Source organism: Chelatococcus sp. KU-N122, assembly GCF_055391085.1.
Genome location: NZ_AP043981.1, coordinates 3,432,745 through 3,454,090 on the forward strand (window position 1 = coordinate 3,432,745; position 21,346 = coordinate 3,454,090).

The following is a 21,346-nucleotide window of genomic DNA, read 5'->3' on the forward strand; positions in this document are numbered from 1 at the left end:
CCGTGCTCAAAGCCCTTCGCGATATCCGCAGCCTCCGCGTCCTCATCCTGCATCCCAAGGATCGGGAGTGCGACGAGCTCGTGGCCCAGGTGCGCCGCATCGGCTGCCGCGTCGAAGCGGTGTGGCCGCCGCAGGATGACATCCCGCCGGAGACCAACATCGCCTTCCTGCTGTTCCGGCAGGATGCGCTGACCGACACGTTGCTGAAGGTGCTCGCCGACCGCCTGCCGCAGCTGACCCTGATCGGCATCGTCGAATTCGAGAGCCCGGCGGTGATCGAGGCGGTGGTGCGCGCCGGCGCCAAGGCGGTCATCACCAAGCCGATCCGGCCGTTTGGGCTGTTGACAAGTATGATAATCGCCAATACTCTCTCAGAGAGAATTAAATCATCTTCGGATAGATTAGCGAAGATGCAAGCCAGGATAAACGGCTTGAAGCGAATCGAGCAGGCCAAGTCGATTCTGATGTCGAGGAAGGGCCTGTCCGAGCAGGACGCCTACGACACGCTAAGGGAGCGTGCGATGGCGAAGCGGACGACGATCGAGTCGATCTCGTCCGCCATTATCGAAGCGAACGAGTTCTTCGGTGCGTAGTCGCATCGCAGCCGTCCATCCACTTGGGACGTGCTGTCCGGTGGGCTCGGCGAGGGGCACCTTTGTGAGCTGATGGATGGCCAGGTCAAGCCTGGCCATGACAGCGCGCGACGTTGGGTCAGACGGCCGCCAGTTGCATGCGGTTCCATTCGGTCCTCGCTTGAGTTTGCGTAGGCCGAATGCAGTTCTTCCAAGTTGTACATTCGATGCGGGCGCGCCAAAGCTGCCGCCACCCGTGTCCCGGAGGCTAAGGGAGCCACCACCAGCTTGATTGCTGGCGGTGGCTTTTTCGTTTTCGCGACGCCGTGACCTTAAGGGTTCGGCGCAACGGCAGCGGCGCGAGCAAAGCGCGCCCAAGGAGCAAGTCATCATGTCGACAACCGAAGTATCCAAGGATGCGGTGAGGGTCGCCTGCGACGTGGGCGGCACGTTTACCGACATCTGCGTGCTCAACGAGCTGACCGGCCGCATGCACGTGGCCAAGGTGCCGACCACGCCCGATCCGATCGAGGGCGTGCTCGCCGGTATCGACGCCGGCGGCGTCGCCCTCAAGGACATCGTGCTGTTCTCGCACGGCACGACGCTCGCCACCAACGCGCTGATCACCCGTCGCTTTCCGCCGGCCGTCATGATCACCACCAAGGGCTTCCGCGACACCATCGAGATCCGCCGCGGCAACCGCGACGATCTCTGGGACACCTACAAGGAGATGGCGAAGCCCTATATCCGCCGCCGCGACCGCCTCGTGGTCAGCGAGCGCACCGACTACTCCGGCCGCATCGTGACGCCGCTCGACGAGGCCGAGGCGGCCGATCTGGCCCGCATCGTCAAGAAGCGCGGCGTGAAGACCGTGGCGATCTGCTTCGCCAATGCTTTCATCAACCCCGACAACGAGCGGCGGATGCGGGACATCCTGGCACGCGAGATCCCGGACGCCACCATTTCGCTGTCCAGCGACATCATGCCGGAGATCTTCGAGCACGAGCGCTTCTCGACCACGGTGGCCAATGCCGTTCTGGCGCCGGTCGTCGGCTCCTACGCGCGCCGGCTGGAAGGACGCATGAAGGAGGGCGGCTACGACGAGGACGTGCTGCTGCTGCACTCCGGCGGCGGCGTGATGACGGCCAAGACGGCCGAGCAGTTCGCGGCGCGCCTGTCGGCCTCCGGCATCGCCGCCGGCGCCATCGCCAGCCGCTTCGTCGCCGAGCACGCCGGCTTCAAGAACTCGATCGGCCTCGACATGGGTGGCACGTCCACCGACGTGTCGCTGTGCGACAACGGCAATCTGCGCGTCACCAAGGAATGGTATGTCGAGTACGGCTATCCGATCTGCTTCCCCTCCATCGAGGTGCTGACCATCGGCGCCGGCGGCGGCTCGCTCGCCTGGATCGATGCGGCGAAATCGCTGCGCAACGGGCCGCAGTCAGCCGGCTCGACGCCCGGACCGGCCTGCTACGGCCGTGGCGGCGCAAACCCGACCAATTGCGATGCCAACGTGGTGCTTGGCCGGCTAAGCGACAATCTGGCGGGCGGCAAGGTCTCCCTCGACAAGGGGTTGGCAACCGCGGCGATCAGCAGCGGCGTAGCCGAGCCGCTGGGCATGAGCGTCGAGGAGGCGGCGCTGGCCGTCCTCAAGGTGGCCAACGCCAACATGGCCGACGCGGTGCGTCTGTTGTCGATCCGCCGTGGCTACGATCCCCGCGACTTCGCCCTGGTGGCCTTCGGCGGCGCCGGGCCGCTGCACGGGGCCGCGCTCGCCAAGGACCTGTCGATCCCGGTGGTGCTGGTGCCGCCCAATCCGGGCGTGACCTCGGCGCTCGGCTGCCTGCTGGTCGATATCCAGCACGACGTTACGCAGATGTACCTGTCGAAGGTCGAGGACGTTGCCATCGACGATCTCGAGAAGACCTACCAGGCGCTGGAGATCGAGGGGCGCGAGCGCCTCAAGAACGAGGGCGTCAGCGACGACCGCATGGTGTTCCAGCGCAAGATCGACATGCGCTACCTCGGCCAGTGGCGGGCGCTGTCGATCCCGCTGTCGGCGCCGGTCACCTCGCTCGATGAAGCGATCGCCAGCTTCCACCACGAGCACGGCCGCGAGCACAACTACTCGCGCCCCGGCGCGCCGGTGGAGATCTACCGCGTCAGCGTCATCGCCACCGGCCTCACGCCGCAGGCGAGCTTCGCCGAGTTCGACCTCACCGATGCCCCCGCCGTCGCCGTGGGCAGCCGCTCGGTCCGCTTCGACGAGCTGCCGGAGGCGGTGGAGACGCCCGTCTACGACCGGGCGGCCCTGCAGGCGGGCATGAAGGTGGCAGGCCCCGCCGTCATCGATCAGCTCGACTCCACCATCCTCGTCCCGCCGGGCGTGACGGCCGAGGTCGACCGCTCGCTCACCATCGTGATGCGCATCCCGCTCGCCTGAGATGCAGCCGCAGCCGAAGAAAGATTGATGCCATGAGCACGACCGACAAGGGATTGGATCCCGTCACCTTCGAAGTTCTCAAGAACGCTTACGTCAATATTGTCGATCAGATGGCGGAGCAGATCTTCCGCACCTGCTACTCCTTCGTCATCTACTCACGCGACTTCTCGTCCGCCCTTTGCGACGCCAACGGCGACACCATCATGCAGGGCAGCGGCGACATCGCTGCCCACGTGGGCACCCTGCACTACACCGCCAAGGCGGTGATCAACAACTTCAAGGGTGACATCCATCCGGGTGACGTCTTCGTCGTCAACGACGTCTACCAGGGTGGCACGCACTTCAACGACACCCGCATCGTCCGCCCGATGTTCTACAAGGACGAGCTGCTCGGCTTCGCCCAGGCCAACGGCCACTGGGCCGACGTCGGCGGCGCCGTGCCCGGTTCCTTCAACGTCAATGCCCTCGACCATATGGCCGAGGGCCTGCGCATCACGCCGACGCGGGTGTGGAGCAAGGGCCAGTGCCTCGATGACGTCTGCCGGCTGATCGCCTCCAACACGCGGGCGCCCGCCGACATCATCGGCGATATGCAGGCCCAGGCCGAAGCCACCAAGGTGGCGGAGCAGGAGATCTGCCGCCTGGTCGAGAAGTACGGCCTCGACGTGATCAAGCGCTCCTTCGGCGCCGTGCAGGACTATGTCGAGGTGCTGACCCGCCAGCGCGTCGCGGAGCTGCCCGACGGCGTGTGGCAGACCGAGGACTACATCGACGTCGATCCCGGTCTCGGCGAGGGCCTGATCCCGATCCGCATCACCATGACGATCAAGGGCGACAGGGTGCACTACGACCTGTCGAAGTCCCATCCCAAGTCGATCTCGAGCTTCCTCAACGCCTGCTTCGGCGGCGCCTTCGCAGCGATCGTCGCCGGCACCAAGATGCAGTTCCCGGAGATCCCGCTGAACTCGGGCTTCTACCGGGTCGTCACCGTTGATCTCGGGCCCGAGGGTTCGGTGGTCAACGCCGCCTGGCCGACGCCGGTCGCCGGCTTCTGCTCGGGACCGTTCGAGAAGATCATGAACTCGATCTTCGAGCTCTGGGCGGAGATCCTGCCCGAGCGGGCGATGGCCTGCACCTTCAACCTGGACTACCTGCTGATCGGCGGCCGTGACGGGCGCCAGCCGGGCCACCAGTACTTCATGTGGTACGATTGGATGGTCGGCGGCTGGGGCGCGCGCAACGGCCGCGACGGCTGGGCGGCCACCGGCCCGGTGTTCGGCGTGCAGCTCGGCACCCAGCCGTTCGAAGGCCAGGAGCGGCTGGCGCCGGTGCTCACCACCTGCCACGAGCTGCAGGTGGATTCCGGCGGTCCTGGCGAGTTCCGCGGCGGCATGGGCGTCGAGAAGGGCGTCATCCTGACCAAGGTGGACCGCACCGTCGTCTCCTACTGCTGTGACCGCGAGCGCTCCATCACCTGGGGCCTGTGGGGCGGCCTGCCGTCCATCCCCCACGGCGTCTGGGTCAACCGCGACACCCAGGGTGAGCGCTACCTGGGCTCGCTGTTCTCCAACGTGCCGCTCGAGGCGGGCGACATGGTCTCGCGTCCGTCCGCCGGCGGCGGCGGCCTCGGTGATCCGCTGGAGCGGGACGAGGACCTCGTCTGCGAGGACGTGGCCGATGGCTACGTCTCGATCGAGCGGGCTGCCAAGGACTACGGCGTCATCGTCAAGGAGGTCGATGCGGATCTGGCCGCCTACGAGGTCGATCACGAGGCGACGCTGGCCCGCCGCGCCTACATCCGTAGCAACCGCGCCAAGTGGCTGCAGGAGGATGCCGAGGCGATCGCCGCCCGCTACCGCGCCGGCGACCTCGGCATGCACGACCTCATCCGGGCCTACGGCGTCATCGTCAACTGGGGCTCGGGCGAGCTGCTGCCCAAGACCACCGAGCAGTTCCGCGCCATGCTGATGCGCCGCACCGCGCCCTACTGGGGCAAGAGCGTCGCGGCCGGCAAGGACACCTCCGTCACCCTCAAGGTCGCCTGAATCTATAGCCGGCCCGCGGCATCGCCGCGGGCCGGCGCCATTGCGCACATCCGGCCGCGCCGGGCGCCGGAGCGTCTCCGCCCGTGCATCAACCCAACTGGAAGGTGGACACGATCATGGTCGACATCACCCGTAGAACGCTCCTCACCCTGGCCGCGGGGGCGCCGCCGCCAGCGTCGGCCCCTTCTATATGAGGCGAGCCCAGGCGGCCGACGGCATTCCCATCGCAGGTATCCACGATGCGTCGGGCGGCATCGACATCTACGGCCGGCCGATGATCAACTGCCTGCAACTGGCCGTGGAGGAGCTCAACGCTGCCGGCGGCGTGCTCGGCAAGCCGCTGAACCTGGTCAACTACGACCCGCAGTCGAACATGCAGCTCTACACCCAGTACGCCACCGAGGCGGCGACCAAGCAGAAGGCCGCGGTGGTGTTCGGCGGCATCCTGTCGGCCTCGCGCGAGGCCATGCGGCCGACGCTGCGGCGCTTCAAGACGCCCTATTTCTACAGCCTGCTGTACGAGGGGGGCGTCTGCGACCGCAACATCTTCTGCATGGGCTCGACGCCGGCCCAGACCTTGCAGAAGTTTACGCCGTTCGTCATGAAGCGCTTCAACGGCAAGAAGATCTATACGCTGGCGGCCGATTACAACTACGGCCAGATCACCGCCAAATGGATCAAGAAGTTCGCCACCGAGAACGGTGGCGACGTCGTCGCCACCGACTTCTTCCCTCTCGATGTCAACGACTTCGGGCCGACGATCCGCAAGATCCAGGCGGCGCAGCCCGACATCATCATGTCGGTGCTGGTCGGCGCCAACCACAACGCCTTCTACCGGCAGTGGGTCGCTGCCGGCATGAAGGACAAGATCCCGATGGCCTCCACGACCTTCGGCATCGGCAACGAGCAGCTCACCACCTCGCCCGAGGAGCACAACGGCATCATCGTCTCCTACGCCTATCTGGACGGCATCCAGACACCGGAGAACAAGGCGTTCCTGGAGAAGTACACCAAGCGCTTCGGCGACAAGGCCGACCCGGTCACCGAGGGAGCGGCGATGACCTACCACGCCGTCAACCTGTGGGCGAAGGCGGCGACGATGGCCGGCAGCGTCGACCGCGACAAGGTGATCGAGGCGCTGGAGACCGGCCTGAGCTTCACCGGGCCGGCCGGCAAGACCACCATCGATCCCGCCACCCACCACGACACGCTCGACGTCTATATCGCCGAGGTGCGGGACCGTAAGTTCAACGTGCTGGAGAGCTACTTGCAGCAACCGCCGGCCGATACCGCCGCGGTCTGCAACCTCAAGGCCCATCCCAACGAGAACAAGCAGTTCGTCATCGACGTGAAGGTGTGACGGGCTGACCCCGCGTCCGCCGCGTCATGGCCGGGCTTGACCCGGCCATCCATCGGCTAAGTAAACGACGCTCGGCAGCCCGCCGATCTGAGTTCGCAAGTGAATGGACGGCCGGGTCCAGCCCGGTCATGACAGAGCGGGGCAGTAGCCGGCTCTAACGCGCCCATGACGAGGTGGAAGGCATAGATGGATTACATCGTCATCATCGTCTTGCAGCTCGCCGTGACCGTCGCCAACCTGGCGTTGATCGCAGCGGGACTGGCCATCGTCTTCGGCATGATGCGGGTCATCAACTTCGCCCATGGCGAATTCCTGATGCTGGGCGGCTATGCTGCCATCGTCTCGCACCGCGCCGGGGTGAACCTCTGGATCGCCATGTTCGTCGTGGCGCCCCTCGTCGTCGGCGCCGTCGGCGCTCTGCTCGAGCGGCTGGTGATCCGCCGCCTCTACGGCCGCATGGTCGACACCATGCTGGCGACGTGGGGGATCAGCCTGGCGCTGATCGGCCTCGTTACCGTCATCTTCGGCAACACCGTGTCGGGCATCTCGCCGCCGCTCGGCAGCCTGGAGGTCGGCCGCTATGCCATCGGCATCTACGAGCTGCTGCTGGCCGTGGTCTGCGCCGCTCTCTACGGCGGCGGCTGGTTGCTGCTGCGGCGCACGGCCTTCGGGCTGATCGCCCGCGGCACCATGCAGAACCGCACCATGGCGGCGGCGCTCGGGGTCGATCCGGGCCGGGTCTATGCCGTCACCTTCGCCGCCGGGGCCGCGGTCACCGGCCTCGCCGGCGCCCTGATCGCGCCGATCACCGGCGTCGTGCCGACCATCGGCGCCGCCTACATCGCCAAGGCCTTCATCACCGTGATCTCGGGCGGCGCCGCCATCATTGCCGGCACGCTGAGCTCTTCGGTTCTGCTCGGCTCGATCAACACCGGCTTCTCCTTCGCCTTCAGCCCGGTGCTGGGCGAGGTCGCCCTCCTGGCTGCCGCCGTCGTCCTGCTGCGCCTCCTGCCGCAGGGGATCACCGGCCGCTTCTTCCGAAAGTCGCTGTGATGCTGAAGACAGCCATCGGCGCCGCCGCCGTCGCGCTCGCCGCCGTCTACGCCCTCGTCGTCGTCCCCGCCGAAGGGCAGATGACCACAATGATCAACGGCTCGGTCTACGCGAGCTACGGCATCCTGGCCCTTTCCCTGGCGCTGATCTGGGGCTACGGCGGCATCCTCAGCTTCGGCCAGGCGGCCTTCTTCGGCCTGGGCGGCTACGCCTACGCCATCGCCGCCCTCAACCTCGGCAATACCTGGGCGGCGATGGCCATTGCCGTGATCCTCGCCGGCGCCAGCGCCGCAGTGCTCGGCTACTTCATGTTCTGGGGGCGCATCAGCGACGTCTATCTCGGCGTCATCACGCTCACCGTGTCGCTGATCCTCTACCGCTTCCTCAACCAGACGGCCGGTGACGAGTGGACCATCGGCACGGCTCCGCTCGGCGGCTTCAACGGTATCCCGTCGACGCCGATCCTGACCCTGCCCGGCCGGCTGGACGACACGCTGTCGCCGGAGCAGATCTACGTGCTGGCCATGGGCGCGCTCTTCGCCAGCTATGTCGCCTGCAAGCTCGTGGTCGCCACCCATTTCGGCCGGGTCGTCGTGTCGATCCGCGAGAACGAGATGCGGGCCGAGCTGCTGGGCTACGATGCGCGCCTCTACAAGCTCGGGCTGTTCACCTTCGCCGGCGCGCTGGCGGGCGTCGGCGGGGTGCTGTTCGCCAATTGCGTCTTCGTCAGCCCCAACATGTTCAACCTCCAGACCAACGGTCAGCTGATCATCTGGGTCATCGTCGGCGGCCTCGGCACGCTGGCCGGCCCGGTCATCGGCTGCTTCCTGCTGCTGATGCTGGCGACCTGGCTCGGCACCGTCCACCAGGGTGGCGGCACCAACTGGTTCGACCCCAACCTGGTGCTCGGCGTGCTGCTGACCATCGTGGTGGTGGCGCTCCGTAAGGGCCTGCTGCCCCTCGCCATCGCCGCTTTCGACCGCATCGCAGCGCGTGGCGGACGGCGCGCCGGGGACGACCGCGCCGCCGCGGCGATCGGCGCCGAGCCGCAGGCGGAGTGAGCCATGGCCGAGACCTTCATCGTCGAGGCTCGCGGCCTCACCATGCGCTTCGGCGGCGTCACCGCCGTCGACGGGGTCGACCTCAAGGTACGGCCCGGCGAGCTGCGCTGCCTCATCGGGCCGAACGGCGCCGGCAAGAGCACCTTCTTCAAGATGCTCTCCGGCCAGCTGCGACCGAGCGCCGGCGACGTGCTGTTCAAGGGGACGAGCCTCGTCGGCCTGCCGGCGTCGCGCATCGCCCGCCTCGGCATCGGCATCAAGACGCAGGTGCCCAGCGTCTTCAACGGGCTCAGCGTCGTGGAGGGCGTGGGCCTCGCGGCACGCCGCTCGCTGCCGCCGATGCTGGCCCGTGCGCGCACCGACGAGACGCTGGAACGGATCGGCATCGGCCGGCTGCGCACCCGCATCGTGGGCGAGTTGGCCCACGGCCAGCGCCAGCTGGTCGAGCTCGCCATGGTACTGGCGCCGCAGCCCGACCTCGTCCTGCTCGACGAGCCGGCGGCCGGCATGACCGCCGACGAGGTGGGCCGGCTCGCCGATCTCGTCGTCGAGCTCACCCGCTCGAGCGCCGTCATCATCGTCGAGCATGACATGCAGTTCATCCGCCGCATCGCCCGCGACGTCACCGTCTTCAACCGCGGCCGGGTGCTGGCCGAGGGCCCGGCTGCCGCCGTGCTGTCGGACCAGCGGGTGAAGGACGTCTATCTCGGAAAGGAAGCGGCATGAGCCTCCTCACCGCGCGCGGCATCGACGCTGGTTACGGCCAGATGCGCGTCTTGACCGACGTGAGCTTCGAGGTGGCGGAGGGCGAGTTCCTCGGCATCCTCGGCCACAACGGCATGGGCAAGAGCACTCTGCTCAAGGCGCTGTGCGGGGAGATTCCTCTCACCCGCGGCGGCATCACCTTCGCCGGCCGCGATGTCGGCCGGCTGCCGATGCATGCGCGGGCGCGTGCCGGCATCGGCTATGTGCCGCAGGGCCGCCAGATCTTCCCGGCGCTGAGCGTCTACGAGAACATGCTGATGGCCGCGCTCGGCTCCGGCCGGCCGGCCACCGTGGCCGAGCGGGTGCTCGCCCGCTTCCCGCGTCTGCAATCGATCGTCGACCGCGCCGGCGGGGTGCTCTCCGGCGGCGAGCAGCAGATCCTGGCGCTGGCGCGCTGCCTGTGCGGCGAGCCCAGGATACTGCTGCTCGACGAGCCGACCGAGGGCGTGCAGCCGTCCATCCGCGACGAGATCAGCGACACGCTGCACAGGCTGCGCCGTGAGCTCGGGCTGACGCTGCTGCTGGTCGAGCAGAACATCCAGTTCATGCAGAGCCTGGCCGACCGTGTGTTGCACATGGAGAAGGGCCGCGTGTCGGCCACGCACGGAGAAGAGGCCCACGCCTTGGCGTTCTGACGCAGGGCGGGCAACCGGACCAATGGAGGAGACATGTCGACAGGAGTGATGTCGTGGCGGCGGTCGCCGCTAGCGGAGCGGCACCGGGCGCTCGGATCCAATCTGGAGGATTGGAACGGCATGGAGACGGCCTGGACCTATGCGGGCCGCAGCGTCGCCGACGAGCACGAGGCGATCCGCACCCGCGCGGCGCTGATGGACGTCTCGGGGCTGCGCAAGGTCCACCTGGTCGGCCCGCACGCCCACCATGTCCTGCAACGGGCGACGACGCGGGACGTGCGCAAAGTCTATCCCGGCAAGTCCGTCTACGCCTCGATGCTGAACGAAGCGGGCAAGTTCATCGACGACTGCATCATCTACCGCACCGGCCCCAACGCCTGGATGGTGGTGATCGGCTCCGGCACCGGCTACGAGGCGCTCACCTGCGATCTCGCCGGCAAGAATGCGGCGCTGCTGTTCGACGACGATTTGCAGGATCTGTCGCTGCAAGGCCCGCTCGCCGTCGAGTACCTGGCCCGCCACGTCCCCGGCATCCGCGAGCTCAAATACTTCCATCACATGCAGACCACCCTGTTCGGCAAGCACGTGATGATCTCGCGCACCGGCTACACGGGCGAGCGCGGCTACGAGATCTTCTGCCGGGCGGAGGACGCGACCGAGATCTGGGATCGCATCGTGGCGGAGGGCGAGGCCATGGGCATCATCCCGGCGTCGTTCACGGCGCTCGACTGGGTCCGTGTCGAGAGCTACCTGCTGTTCTTCCCCTACGACAATTCGCAGATGTATCCCTTCGCCGACGAGGCGCCCGGCGACACCCTGTGGGAGCTCGGCCTCGACTTCACCGTGTCGCCCGGCAAGATCGGCTTTCGCGGCGCCGAGGAGCACTACCGGCTGAAGGGCCGCGAGCGCTTCAAGATCTTCGGCGTGCTCGCCGACACGGACGGCATCCTCGCGGCCGGCGACGCGCTGTTCCAGGGCGAAAAGCAGGTCGGCGTGGTCACCTGCGGCATGTACTCGCGGCTGACGCGGCGCTCCATGGCCATCGCCCGCATGGACGTGGCGGTGGCCCGCGAGGGGGTGGCGCTGGAGGTGCGCGGCGCCGAGGTGGCCTGCCGCGCGATCGCCCATCCGATCACCTTCGACGACCCCAAGAAGACCAAGCGCACCGCCGCCTGAGACGAGGCCCTCCATGCTGGAAGCGAGCATCAAGACCCGGCCGGTGTACGGCACGCTGGCGCCGCAGCCGGGCACCCGGCACATCCTCCTGGCCGACGGCGACGGGGTGGCGGCCATCGTCGATCTCGCCGCGGCCGCGCCGCGGGGCTTCGTCGCGGCGGCTCACATCATCATCGCCCCGGCGGCCGCCGGGGCGATGGCGGATGCCGCGCCGCTGCGCGTCCTCCGGCCGTCCGTCCTCGACGAGGCGGAGAGCCTCGCGGCCGGCCTGTCATGCCTGGCCGGGATGCTCGCCGGCGCGCACATGGGAACCCGTCTCTACCTCGCCGGGACCGAGGGCACCATCGGCCAGGCGATGGGGGTGGCGCTCGGCGCGGGCCTCGAACTGGGCGCCATCGCCGCCGAGCATCGCGGCTCCCGGGCGCGGCGGGTGCAGTGCGTGCACTGCAAGGCCTTCATCGAGCAGGTGACCACCCAGCCGGTGGCCTGCTCCGGCTGCGGGCTGATGCTCTTCGTCCGTGACCACTATTCGCGCCGCCTGGCAGCCTTCCAGGGCGTCTGCATCGACGCGGAGGAGCCGGGCAGTGCGCCGGCTCCCGAGGAGATGTTCGCGTGATGGCGCCGTCCATCTCCGTGCGCGTGAGCGAGGTCGTCGCCGTGACGCCCCTCGTCAAGCGCTTTCGTCTGGAGCCGGTGGCTGGTGACCGCCTGCCGCCCTTCTCCGGCGGCGCCCACGTGGTCGTCGAGATGCAGGACGGCGAGCATTGCCGGCGCAACGCCTACTCGCTGATGGGAGCGCCGTCCGACACGGCGGCCTACGTCATCGCCGTGCGGCGGCACGACGACGGCCGCGGCGGCTCGCGCTACATGCACGATCGCGTCACGCCCGGGACGATGCTCCGCATCGGCCATCCCGCCAACCTGTTCCCCGTCGACGTCCGCGCCCGCAAGCACCTGCTGCTGGCCGGCGGCATCGGCATCACCCCGCTCGTGGCCATGGCCGCGCAGTTCGCGCGCGACGGTCAGGACTTCGAGCTCCACTACGCGGCGCGCGCGCCCGAGCATGCGGCCTTCGCCGACGAACTCGCGCAGCGCCTCGGTGCCCGGTTCCGCCCGCACTACTCGGCCCACGGACGCCGGCTCGCCTGCGCCGATCTGCTGGCCGAGCAGCCGCTCGGCACGCATCTCTACGTCTGCGGGCCCCAGGCGCTGATGGACGAGGCGCTGGCCTCGGCCCGGGCGCTGGGCTGGCCCGAACAGAGCCTGCACCGCGAGCGCTTCGCCGCGCCGGAGCGAGGGCTGCCCTACGGGGTCGAGCTGGCGCGCACCGGTCGGCGCGTCGACGTGGGCGAGGACCAGTCCATGCTGGAGGCGCTCGAGGCTGCCGGCATCGACGTGCCGTCGCTCTGCCGCGGCGGCGCCTGCGGCCAGTGCGAAACGCGGGTGCTCGCCTGCGACGGCACGCTGCTCCACGCCGATCACTACCTCAGCGCGACCGAGCGGGCGGCGGGCGGCAAGGTCATGCCCTGCGTCTCGCGCTTCGCCGGGCGCAACCTCACCCTTGACCTCTGAGGCTCGAGAGCTGCGATGACGATCACGTTCCGCCGCGAGACCTTCCGCGACGACTACAGCTTCCGCAATAGCGCAGCAGGTATTCGCCGCTTTCCATTCCCGTTCGACCGCGACGACTACATGTATGCGGTCAACATCGAGCCACACGTGAAGGGGCGCCGCGGCTCCGTCTACGAGAGCCTCATCGACGTGGACGAGCACTATGTGGCGGAGATGCAGGATCGGGCCCTGGTGCTGGCCGAGGATCCGCTGCGCTGCCAGTCCCTGCCGCACATGGAGCTGGCCGGCTGGGACCTGCTGGAGCTCCTGATGGAGCAGCAGGCGGCCGGCTATCCCGAGCATTTCGAGCTCAGGCGCAGCGGCGAGCGCTGGCGCTGGATCAACCGGCCGCTCGGTATCGACGACACCTTCGTCTTCGGTGCCGCCTCGACACTGCCCTACGGGCCGATGGAGTACATCACCCGCCAGGCGCAGGGCGACTTCTGCCTCCTGGACCAGCGCGACGGCAATCTGTGGATGGACGCCGGCATGGTCACCACCCAGGCCGACTGGTCCCTCGATTTCGACATCGGCATGAACTTCATGGAGTGGCATGCGCCGGTGCCGCGGGCCCACGAGATGGGCGTGTTCGACCGGGCGCTGAAGTTCATGCTGAACCTGCGCCACGGCCAGCCGATGCGCCGCTTCAACTGGACCATGACGGTCAACCCGCGCCTCGACACCAGCCCGGAGACCTACCCCAAGTGGGGGCCCGACCGGCGCTCGGTGACGCCGGACAACGTCGGCGACAAGGTGCACCTGCGTGTCGAGCTGCAGAGCTTCTGGCGCCTGCCGCGCTCCAACGCCATCGTCTTTCCGATCCGCTGCTACCTGATCAAGCTGGAGGAGCTCGTCACCGTGCCCAAATGGGCGCGGCGGATGCATCGGGTGCTGCGCGACCTGCCGCCGGATCTGGCCGATTACAAGGGCCTGACCCGCTGGCGCCCGATCGCCGTCGACTACCTTGCCGGCTTCGACGAAGGTGCTCCGACCTCGCCCGGCATCTGGCCGGATTGAGCCGCGCCGTCGGACGCTAAGATGGCAACGTGGACGAGGCGGAGCGGCGGGCGCTCAAGGCGAAATCGCGGCGGCCCGCTCCGCATCGGGAATATCGAGGATGAACGTGGTGCCCGGCGGCTCGGCCACCGTCAAGGTCGCGCCCATCTGCTCCACGATCGACCGGACGAGGCGCATGCCGAGGCCGGAGGGCGCATTGCGTCCGATCCCAACGCCGTCGTCGGCGACGACGAGGCGATAGGCCTTGCGCGCCGCAGTCAGCTGAACGCGCACGCCGCCTCGCTGCCCGCCGGGGTAGGCATGCTTGAAGGCGTTGGTCACGAGCTCGGAGACGAGCATGCCGATCTTCATCGCGCGCCGTGAGCCGACGACGACGGGGTCGAAGTGGATAGAGAGGGCCTCGACGCCGTCGGGCCTGTTCTCGGACAGGGACGTGCACAGTCCGCCAAGCAGTTCGCGAAGGTCGACGCGGTCGAGATCCGAGACGCGGTAGAGCTGCTGATGCATCGCCGCGACGCTGGCGATGCGCTGGCGCGCGTCGTTCAGTGCGCGTCGTGCGCCACCATCCGGCAGGCGGCGCGCTTGCAAGGACAGCATGCTTGCGACGAGCTGCAGCGAATTCTTGACCCTGTGATCGATCTCCCGCATCAGAACGTCGTTGCGCGCGAGCTGTTCCTCCTTCTCGGCAAGCCGGCGCTCGGCCTCACGCCGGGCCGCGTGCTCGCGCTCCAGGGCGTGTCTCAGGTCGGGCTCCATCGCGCGGCCGTCCTGCGTCGAGCCCGCGGCCGCCACGGGGAGCGGTTCGCCGGCTTCGTCCGATGAATCCGATGGCGCGTCAGGGCGCCCCACATTGTGTGGCAGAGAGGCCTCCATCTCGTCGAATGGCTGATCGCAGGCTGCATGCGCGACGCTGGATCGACGCAGCGCTGCGATGCGCTCATCGGCGATCCGCTCTGCCGTTTCGCTCCATGCTCGGTGTTCCCGCGCGCACGCGGCGTGTTGCGAGGTCGGCTCGTTCCGGCAGATGAACCTAAGCGGTTCTGGCCGCGCGCTGTAGAACTGGATGGATCAAGCGAGGCTGATGCAGATGCACCAGGGCGTGGTCCACTGGCGGCGATGCGGGCCGCGCCGGCGGCCGCCTTGCTAACGGCCGGCGCGGCCCTTCGTCCGCGACGGGAGCTTCCTGGTATCGCCGGTGAAGCCGCGCTCGCGTGCCCACACGATGGCGCCGGCGCGGCTGTGCACGTCGGCCTTGCCATAGATGCGCGCGACATGGTTGCGCACCGTGTTGCGGGTGAGCTTCAGGGCGGTGACGATCTCCGCATCGCTCAGCCCCTGACACATCAGGCCGAGCACCTCCTGCTCGCGCGGCGTCAGGTCGGAGAGCTCGGCGGCCGGCGCGTTCCCGCGCCCCGGGCGCCGCAGGTTGGCGAGCTTCTCGATCACCGTGCGGCTGAACCAGGAGGTATCCTTCATCACCGTTTCGATGGCGGCGATCAGTTCCACCTCGGTCCGCTTGCGCTCGGTGATGTCCTGCATGACCGTGAGCACGCACTCTTCGCCGTGAATGATCACCGTCTCGGCGGAGACGAGGCAATCGAGGATCTCCTCGTGCTTCGTCCGGAGCTGGAGCTCGAGGTTGCGGAGGCGGCCGTCCTTCTCGATGGCCCGATCGAGCTCGCGCCGCGACGCGCCGGATACCCAGATCGGCAGCTCGCGTCCCGCGCGTCCGATGATCTCCTCCTCCGAGAACCCCAGCACGGAGACGAAGGCGTCGTTGATCTCCAGCAGCCGGAAATTCTCGCGGGTCGCGAGCATCGTCGGCACGGGCGCGAGGCGGAAGGCGCGGGCGAAGCGCTCCTCGCTCTGGCGCAGCGCATCCTCGGCCTTCTTCCTTGGCTCGAGGTCCATGAAGGTGAAGAGCATGCAGGCCTCATCACCCACCTCGATCGGCTGGCCGGCGACGATGACGAATTTCGATCCCCCGCCGGGAAGGCGCAGCGTCGCTTCGGTTTGCGGGATCGTGCGCCCCTCGCGCAGGGCGGCGATGGCGGCGTCCTTGGTGACGGCGTTCTCCAATACGTCGATCTCGTAGGTGGAGCGCCCGATGATGTCGTCGCGGGCGTAGCCCGTCATCTCGATGAACCCTTGGTTGACCTTCACATAGCGCAGGTCCGAGAGGCGGCAGATGATGGCCGGTGCCGGATTGGCACCGAACGCGCGCTCGAAGCGCTCCTCCGCGGTGAACCGTTCGGTCATGTCCTCGATCACGAGCACGTACGACTCAGCGTTGCCTTCGCCGTCGGCGAGGGCGAAGCCGCGCAACTGGTGAACGCACCGCCAGGCGTTGTCGCCATCACCGTCTGCCGCCTTCGTGACCTCCACCGTGACGTGCCGGAAGGTGTCCCCCGCCAGCAGGCGGTCGATCGGGTACTGATCCTCCGTCAGGCGATGGTTGTTGCGGTACCTGAGCTGAAAGAGCTGGCGATAGCCTGCTGGCGTCGCCCCCAGTCCGGCCAGCTCCGACACTCCGTGCAGGGTGAGCGCCCGCTCGTTGGCCCAGACGATGCCGTCGCGCGGATCGACGAGCAGGATACCTTCCCCAAGGCCCGCGATGATGTCCTGAAGCTGGCGTCGGTCGACCTGCCGCCGCAGGACCGTCTCGTGCGGAACCTCGTTCGCCATGGCACGCCACCATCGTTCGTGCGGGCCGCCCGGGCCAGCTTCCCCATCCTCCCTAAATAGCTGGCTGCGTCTCCTGATGAAACGAGCCCTCTGACGCCTTGCCGCATCAGAGGGCTGTCCGCGCGCGGCTCAGGACTTCCACTTGCCCTGGTAGGTGAATGCGGGCGCGGCCTTGAGCTGATCGGCGGTCGCGTTCATCCTGGCCTGCCACTTGCGCACGCCGGCGTCATAGCTCACGGCGACGGCGGCCGGGTCGACCACAACGTAGTGCTCGCCCATGCCGAGGAAGCCGCCGACCGAGACGACGAAGCCGGCGATGCTCCTGTCGGCAGCGAGGACGACATCCTTGATCTCGCCGATGGTCTGGCCGCCGGCGTTGGTGACGCTCAAGCCGACCAGGTTCGAGCTGAGTGCGCTCGCTTCGGTCACCGAGACGAAGTGGGGTGCAGTGGCCGGCGCAACCCCCTGGGCCAACGCGGGGACGGCGGCCGCCGAGAACAGCAGCGCGCCGATGAATGCGTTACGCATGAGGAACTCCTTGCAGAATACACGGTCTCACGCCATGGGGCTCGCGCTGTCGCGCCGGTCCCACGAAGGATTACTTCTTCAGCGCGTCGCGGGCAGCGTCCTTGGCGCCGCCGACGGCGTTCTGGACCTTGCCGGCGGCCTTATCGGCCTTGCCCTCGGCCTCGGTCCTGGCGTCGCCGGTCACCTTGCCGACCGCCTCCTTGATCGTGCCCTTCACCTGCCTGGCGGCGCCTTCCACGCGATCCTTATCCATGAGGTTTCTCCTTTTGACCTTTATGGGTGCTTCCGGCTGATGGGCGTGCCGCCGGTCGCCGGAGCCTGATAGAGCTAAAGAGAGGGCGGCGGCTGCGAAAGATGTGGATGCATCATGACACTTGATGCGTTTGCATCAGCCGCAGTGCTGGTTATTAGGGATGTGCAAGTCGCGATAAGGGTTACGAGAAAAATATCATAAAGATGACCAAAATGACTTGCGGCGGAGGCGTTGGTTCGCCGTTCGTCAGAGCTTCGGCGGCGGAGGTCCGTAGCATCGCGCACCGGCCCACAGGATTTGCCAACGATTTTGTCAGTCGAGGTCATTCCGGCGCCTCGTGGCAGCTCGCTATGCAGATGGCATGAGCCCGGCGACGCATGTCGCCTCCAGCCGTCGAGAGCGCCATGCCAACCCTGCGGACTTGGGCCGATGAGGCCCCGGACAAGCCTGCCTGCGTCGTGGCCGGCACGGATGAGCAGATCACCTACGGGGTGCTCGACCGCCGCGCCAACGCCGTCGCGCAACTGCTGCTGAGCGCCGGCCTCGCGCCGGGCGACGGCATCGCCATCCTGCTCGACAACGACCTCGCCTATTTCGAGCTGGTCTGGGGCGCCCGGCGCTGCGGGCTCTACTACACGCCGATCAGCACGCACCTGAAGGCGGAGGAGGCCGCCTTCATCGTGCGCGACAGCGGCGCGCGCGTGCTGTTCACCAGCGAGCGTTACGCCGGCGCAGTGGCGGCGCTGCTTGCGGACAACCCGGCCGGCTGCCTCGTCTATGTCGTCCACGGCGAGGTGCCTGGCGGGCGCGATTACGCGTCGGCACTGGCCCGCTTCGACCGCTATGTGGCGCTGCCGGAAGGCCCGGTGGGCAAGGACTTCTTCTATTCGTCCGGCACCACCGGGCAGCCGAAGGGCATCAGGCAGCCGCTGTTCGCCAGCAGCCGGCTGGCGCAGGCCTCCGGCGACTGGGTGCGGGACAGCTTCGGCTTCGTGCAGGACATGGCTTACCTGTCCACGGCGCCGCTCTACCATGGCGCGCCGCTGCGCTTCACCATGCGAACACTGGAATCTGGCGGTGAGGTGGTGGTGATGCGCAAGTTCGATGCGCAGGCCGCCCTTGCCGCCATCGAGGGGCATCGCATCACCCACAGCCAGTGGGTGCCGACCATGTTCTTCCGGCTGCTGGCGCTGCCGGCCGAAGTGCGCGGCCGCTACGATCTCGCATCCCACCGCTGCGCCATCCACGCCGCGGCACCATGCCCGCCCGAGATCAAGGAGCAGATGATCGCCTGGTGGGGGCCGATCGTCTGGGAATATTACGCGGGCTCCGAGCGCAACGGCGTGGCCTGCATCTCGACTCCGGAGTGGCTGGCCCACCGGGGATCGGTCGGCCGCGCCGTGGTCGGCCAACTGCATATCCTCGACGACGACCAGCGCGAGCTCGGGCCGAACGAGGTCGGCGACGTCTACTTCGACGGCCCGGAGTTCGTCTATCACAACGATCCGGACAAGACCGCCCGGTCGCGCAACGCCAGGGGCTGGAGCACCATCGGCGACGTCGGCTACCTCGACGGGGAGGGCTTCCTCTACCTCACCGATCGCCGCTCGCACATGATCATCTCCGGCGGCGTCAACATCTACCCGGCCGAGATCGAAAACCGCCTGGCGCTGCATGCCGACGTTCAGGACGTCGCCGTCTTCGGCGTGCCAAACCCGGAGTTCGGCGAGGAGGTCAAGGCCGTCGTCGCGCTCAAGGATCCGGCAAAGGCGTCGCCCGAGCTGGCGGCGGCCCTGATCGCCTTCTGCCGCGAGACGCTGTCGCACGTGAAGTGCCCGCGCAGCATCGACTTCGAGCCCGAGCTGCCGCGGCACGAGAACGGCAAGCTGTTCAAGCACGTGCTGAAGCAGCGCTACCTGGACCGCGGCTGACCCGCTGCCGGGAGGCCGCAGCGGCATTCGCCGCGCGGCAGTGGCGTAGTTCACCATCGAAGAGGGGAGGGGAAGATGAAGACGTTCGGCAGGGCCGGATTGGCGCTTGCGCTCACGCTGGCGACGGCAACTCACGCCTGGGCGCAGAAGCCCTATGGCCCCGGCGTGACCGATACCGAGGTCAAGATCGGCCAGACCATGCCCTACAGCGGCCCGGCGTCCAGTTTCTCGGCCATCGGCAAGGCGATGAGCGCCTATTTCGCCAAGGTCAACGCGGCGGGCGGGGTCAACGGCCGCAAGATCAATTTGATCTCGCTCGATGACGGCTACAGCCCGCCGCGGGCGGTGGAGCAGACGCGGCGGCTCGTCGAGAGCGACGAGGTCTTCGCCATCGTCGGCACCTTCGGCACGCCCACCAATTTCGCCATCCAGAAGTACCTGAACGCCAAGAAGGTGCCGTCGCTGTTCCTCGGCACCGGCGCCGACCGCATCTCGGAGCCGCAGACCTATCCGTGGTCCATGGGCTGGCAGCCGAACAACCACGCCAAGGGCGTGATCTATGCCAAGTATATCCTCAGGGAGCGGCCCAACGCGAAGATCGCCGTCCTCTACCAGAACGACGACTTCGGCCGCGACTACGCCAGGGGCTTTCGCGACGGGCTCGGCGACAAGGGGTCGATGATCGTCAAGGAGCTGAGCTACGAGCTGACCGAGCCGACGGTCGATTCCCAGCTGCAGATCCTGCGCGCCACCGGCGCCGACGTGTTCCTGGACCTCTCGACGCCCAAGTTTTCGGCGCAGGCGATCCGGCGCGTGGCGGAGACGAAGTGGACGACGCTGCACCTGCTGAGCGACGCATCGGGATCGATCGCCAGCGTGCTCGAGCCCGCCGGCCTCGACAATGCCAAGGGCGTGATCTCGGTCGCGTTCCGCAAGGACCCCAACGATCCGGCCTGGGCCGACGACGCCGGCATGAAAGACTACTTGGCGTTCATGAAGCAGCACATGCCCGACGCCAACGTGCACGAGACCTACAACGTATTTGGCTACGCCACGGCGCAGACCTTCGTGCACGTGCTCGAGCAGTGCGGCGACAACCTCACGCGCGAGAACCTGATGGCGCAGGCGCGCAGCATCAGGAACCTGGCGCTGCCGATGCTGCTCCCCGGCATCGTCATCAACACCGGCGCGACGCAGCCCACGCCGCTCAACCAGGAACAGATCGTGCAGTTCGACGGCAAGCGCTGGGTGCCAGTGGGCGAGGTGATCGGCGCCGACAAGTAGGCTGAAATCACGGGAGAGCTGCTGCGCGGGCAGTTCCGAGCTGTCGCCCCGTCGTATGGCCCCAGAGCGCTTCTCTTGCGATTGGGTGGGCTCACCAAATTGCATAAGAAGCGCTCCAGATTCAAAGAGTTGGAGCATTTCTCCGCAACTGGACGATCTCATCCAGTTGGATGCGTTCCAGCGGCGCCTCAATTGCAGCGATCTTTCCGTTGATATACATATGAGGATTGTATATCTAGGAGGCTCTCATGCAGGTCGCGAAATGGGGCAACAGCCTTGCGGTCCGTCTGCCGGCCACGGTGGTGGACGCGCTGGATTTGAAGGAGGGGGACGAGATCGAGATTTACGTCAGCGACGAGCGCGCCTTTGGCGTGTCGCGCAAGCCGCGTCGCGACGAATGGCTCGCGCGCCTTCGGGCGTTTCGCGGCAAGCTGCCAGCGGATTTCAAGTTTGACCGCGACGATGCAAATGCCCGATAGCTTCTTCGACACGAATGTCCTGCTTTACGCCGCGTCCGCAGATCCGGTGAAGGCGGCCCGGGCCGAAAGGCTGATCGGCGATGGCGGGGTGATCAGCGTCCAGGTGCTCAATGAGATCGCGAATGTCGCGCGTCGAAAGATGGCGATGTCCTGGGACGAGACGCGCGCCTTCCTGTCGACGCTCCGGGCGCTCTTGCCCGTGCAACCTCTGACGGTCGAGCTGCACGAGCGCGGCCTCGCCCTTGCCGAGCGCTATGGCTTCTCGATCTACGATGCGATGATCGTTGCTGCGGCCCTTCACGCCCGCTGCGAAACATTGTGGTCGGAAGATATGCAGGACGGCTTGCTCGTCGATGGGCAGCTCCGGATCGTTAACCCGTTTACTGAAGCGAGCTGACGCACCGAGATCTTGGTCGCCGGCTGGGCCAAAACCTCGGCGGTCGGA

General features: G+C 67.5%; 20 protein-coding genes. 16 read left to right on the top strand and 4 right to left on the bottom strand.

Annotation, left to right across the window (positions count from 1 at the left end; translation table 11 throughout):
* Window positions 1–2: 2 nt before the first annotated feature.
* The 12 genes from ACZ5PO_RS15345 (at window position 3) to ACZ5PO_RS15400 (ending at window position 13,741) form a co-directional block, all read left to right on the top strand.
* Window positions 3–593: an ANTAR domain-containing response regulator gene (locus tag ACZ5PO_RS15345; RefSeq protein WP_464194907.1), complete on the top strand. Its 591-nt coding sequence runs from the start codon at window positions 3–5 to the stop codon at window positions 591–593.
* Window positions 594–963: 370 nt separating this feature from the next.
* Window positions 964–3,018 (top strand): hydantoinase/oxoprolinase family protein, encoded by a 2,055-nt coding sequence (locus tag ACZ5PO_RS15350; RefSeq protein WP_464194909.1) that lies wholly within the window; start codon window positions 964–966, stop codon window positions 3,016–3,018.
* Between the two features lie 32 nt (window positions 3,019–3,050).
* Complete coding sequence (locus ACZ5PO_RS15355; protein ID WP_464194911.1) at window positions 3,051–5,063, top strand: hydantoinase B/oxoprolinase family protein; 2,013 nt, start codon at window positions 3,051–3,053, stop codon at window positions 5,061–5,063.
* Between the two features lie 190 nt (window positions 5,064–5,253).
* A complete protein-coding gene (locus ACZ5PO_RS15360; RefSeq protein WP_464194913.1) occupies window positions 5,254–6,423 on the top strand; it encodes an urea ABC transporter substrate-binding protein in 1,170 nt (389 codons plus the stop codon).
* Window positions 6,424–6,609: 186 nt separating this feature from the next.
* Window positions 6,610–7,476, top strand: a complete 867-nt coding sequence (locus ACZ5PO_RS15365) for a branched-chain amino acid ABC transporter permease (RefSeq protein ID WP_464194915.1) — start codon at window positions 6,610–6,612, stop codon at window positions 7,474–7,476.
* Window positions 7,476–8,537, top strand: coding sequence for a branched-chain amino acid ABC transporter permease (locus ACZ5PO_RS15370; RefSeq protein WP_464194917.1), 1,062 nt, complete (start codon window positions 7,476–7,478; stop codon window positions 8,535–8,537). Before ACZ5PO_RS15365 ends, ACZ5PO_RS15370 begins: the two co-directional genes overlap by 1 nt.
* 3 nt (window positions 8,538–8,540) lie before the next feature.
* Window positions 8,541–9,263: an ATP-binding cassette domain-containing protein gene (locus ACZ5PO_RS15375; RefSeq protein ID WP_464194919.1), complete on the top strand. Its 723-nt coding sequence runs from the start codon at window positions 8,541–8,543 to the stop codon at window positions 9,261–9,263.
* Window positions 9,260–9,937 carry an ABC transporter ATP-binding protein gene (locus ACZ5PO_RS15380; protein WP_464194921.1) on the top strand — a complete coding sequence of 226 codons (678 nt, stop codon included), beginning with the start codon at window positions 9,260–9,262 and terminating at the stop codon, window positions 9,935–9,937. The genes ACZ5PO_RS15375 and ACZ5PO_RS15380 overlap by 4 nt, the downstream gene beginning before the upstream one ends.
* A gap of 33 nt (window positions 9,938–9,970) precedes the next feature.
* Window positions 9,971–11,113 (top strand): aminomethyltransferase family protein, encoded by a 1,143-nt coding sequence (locus ACZ5PO_RS15385; protein WP_464194923.1) that lies wholly within the window; start codon window positions 9,971–9,973, stop codon window positions 11,111–11,113.
* Between the two features lie 13 nt (window positions 11,114–11,126).
* The gene (locus tag ACZ5PO_RS15390) at window positions 11,127–11,729 is read left to right on the top strand and encodes a dimethylamine monooxygenase subunit DmmA family protein (protein WP_464194925.1); all 603 of its coding nucleotides are present in this window, start codon (window positions 11,127–11,129) and stop codon (window positions 11,727–11,729) included.
* Entirely contained in the window at window positions 11,729–12,685 is a 957-nt protein-coding gene (locus tag ACZ5PO_RS15395; protein ID WP_464196854.1) for a PDR/VanB family oxidoreductase, read from the top strand. Before ACZ5PO_RS15390 ends, ACZ5PO_RS15395 begins: the two co-directional genes overlap by 1 nt.
* Before the next feature lie 15 nt (window positions 12,686–12,700).
* Window positions 12,701–13,741, top strand: a complete 1,041-nt coding sequence (locus ACZ5PO_RS15400; RefSeq protein WP_464194927.1) for a heme-dependent oxidative N-demethylase family protein — start codon at window positions 12,701–12,703, stop codon at window positions 13,739–13,741.
* A 54-nt stretch (window positions 13,742–13,795) separates the two neighbouring features.
* On the opposite strand, the gene ACZ5PO_RS15405 is transcribed toward ACZ5PO_RS15400, so the two are convergent.
* The 4 genes from ACZ5PO_RS15405 to ACZ5PO_RS15420 form a co-directional block, all read right to left on the bottom strand.
* Window positions 13,796–14,533 carry a sensor histidine kinase gene (locus tag ACZ5PO_RS15405; protein WP_464194929.1) on the bottom strand — a complete coding sequence of 246 codons (738 nt, stop codon included), beginning with the start codon at window positions 14,531–14,533 and terminating at the stop codon, window positions 13,796–13,798.
* Between the two features lie 351 nt (window positions 14,534–14,884).
* Complete coding sequence (locus tag ACZ5PO_RS15410) at window positions 14,885–16,426, bottom strand: helix-turn-helix transcriptional regulator (protein WP_464194931.1); 1,542 nt, start codon at window positions 16,424–16,426, stop codon at window positions 14,885–14,887.
* Window positions 16,427–16,555: 129 nt separating this feature from the next.
* Entirely contained in the window at window positions 16,556–16,954 is a 399-nt protein-coding gene (locus tag ACZ5PO_RS15415; RefSeq protein ID WP_464194933.1) for a PRC-barrel domain-containing protein, read from the bottom strand.
* A 70-nt stretch (window positions 16,955–17,024) separates the two neighbouring features.
* Entirely contained in the window at window positions 17,025–17,207 is a 183-nt protein-coding gene (locus ACZ5PO_RS15420) for a CsbD family protein (protein WP_464194935.1), read from the bottom strand.
* A gap of 404 nt (window positions 17,208–17,611) precedes the next feature.
* Here ACZ5PO_RS15420 and ACZ5PO_RS15425 point away from each other — a divergent pair, with 404 nt between their 5' ends.
* The 4 genes from ACZ5PO_RS15425 (at window position 17,612) to ACZ5PO_RS15440 (ending at window position 21,298) form a co-directional block, all read left to right on the top strand.
* Window positions 17,612–19,138, top strand: coding sequence for an acyl-CoA synthetase (locus ACZ5PO_RS15425; protein ID WP_464194937.1), 1,527 nt, complete (start codon window positions 17,612–17,614; stop codon window positions 19,136–19,138).
* A gap of 75 nt (window positions 19,139–19,213) precedes the next feature.
* The gene (locus ACZ5PO_RS15430) at window positions 19,214–20,422 is read left to right on the top strand and encodes an ABC transporter substrate-binding protein (RefSeq protein ID WP_464194939.1); all 1,209 of its coding nucleotides are present in this window, start codon (window positions 19,214–19,216) and stop codon (window positions 20,420–20,422) included.
* Window positions 20,423–20,670: 248 nt separating this feature from the next.
* Window positions 20,671–20,901, top strand: a complete 231-nt coding sequence (locus ACZ5PO_RS15435) for an AbrB/MazE/SpoVT family DNA-binding domain-containing protein (protein ID WP_464194941.1) — start codon at window positions 20,671–20,673, stop codon at window positions 20,899–20,901.
* Window positions 20,873–21,298 (top strand): PIN domain-containing protein, encoded by a 426-nt coding sequence (locus ACZ5PO_RS15440; RefSeq protein WP_464194943.1) that lies wholly within the window; start codon window positions 20,873–20,875, stop codon window positions 21,296–21,298. The genes ACZ5PO_RS15435 and ACZ5PO_RS15440 overlap by 29 nt, the downstream gene beginning before the upstream one ends.
* Window positions 21,299–21,346 lie beyond the last annotated feature (48 nt).

Coding starts and splice junctions, on each gene's coding strand:
- ACZ5PO_RS15360 (WP_464194913.1), top strand. CDS start 5,254: ATGAGGCGAGCCCAGGCGGCCGACGGCATTCCCATCGCAGGTATCCAC.
- ACZ5PO_RS15375 (WP_464194919.1), top strand. CDS start 8,541: ATGGCCGAGACCTTCATCGTCGAGGCTCGCGGCCTCACCATGCGCTTC.
- ACZ5PO_RS15350 (WP_464194909.1), top strand. CDS start 964: ATGTCGACAACCGAAGTATCCAAGGATGCGGTGAGGGTCGCCTGCGAC.
- ACZ5PO_RS15400 (WP_464194927.1), top strand. CDS start 12,701: ATGACGATCACGTTCCGCCGCGAGACCTTCCGCGACGACTACAGCTTC.
- ACZ5PO_RS15410 (WP_464194931.1), bottom strand. CDS start 16,426: ATGGCGAACGAGGTTCCGCACGAGACGGTCCTGCGGCGGCAGGTCGAC.
- ACZ5PO_RS15370 (WP_464194917.1), top strand. CDS start 7,476: ATGCTGAAGACAGCCATCGGCGCCGCCGCCGTCGCGCTCGCCGCCGTC.
- ACZ5PO_RS15365 (WP_464194915.1), top strand. CDS start 6,610: ATGGATTACATCGTCATCATCGTCTTGCAGCTCGCCGTGACCGTCGCC.
- ACZ5PO_RS15390 (WP_464194925.1), top strand. CDS start 11,127: ATGCTGGAAGCGAGCATCAAGACCCGGCCGGTGTACGGCACGCTGGCG.
- ACZ5PO_RS15435 (WP_464194941.1), top strand. CDS start 20,671: ATGCAGGTCGCGAAATGGGGCAACAGCCTTGCGGTCCGTCTGCCGGCC.
- ACZ5PO_RS15425 (WP_464194937.1), top strand. CDS start 17,612: ATGCCAACCCTGCGGACTTGGGCCGATGAGGCCCCGGACAAGCCTGCC.
- ACZ5PO_RS15430 (WP_464194939.1), top strand. CDS start 19,214: ATGAAGACGTTCGGCAGGGCCGGATTGGCGCTTGCGCTCACGCTGGCG.
- ACZ5PO_RS15420 (WP_464194935.1), bottom strand. CDS start 17,207: ATGGATAAGGATCGCGTGGAAGGCGCCGCCAGGCAGGTGAAGGGCACG.
- ACZ5PO_RS15385 (WP_464194923.1), top strand. CDS start 9,971: ATGTCGACAGGAGTGATGTCGTGGCGGCGGTCGCCGCTAGCGGAGCGG.
- ACZ5PO_RS15355 (WP_464194911.1), top strand. CDS start 3,051: ATGAGCACGACCGACAAGGGATTGGATCCCGTCACCTTCGAAGTTCTC.
- ACZ5PO_RS15415 (WP_464194933.1), bottom strand. CDS start 16,954: ATGCGTAACGCATTCATCGGCGCGCTGCTGTTCTCGGCGGCCGCCGTC.
- ACZ5PO_RS15380 (WP_464194921.1), top strand. CDS start 9,260: ATGAGCCTCCTCACCGCGCGCGGCATCGACGCTGGTTACGGCCAGATG.
- ACZ5PO_RS15395 (WP_464196854.1), top strand. CDS start 11,729: ATGGCGCCGTCCATCTCCGTGCGCGTGAGCGAGGTCGTCGCCGTGACG.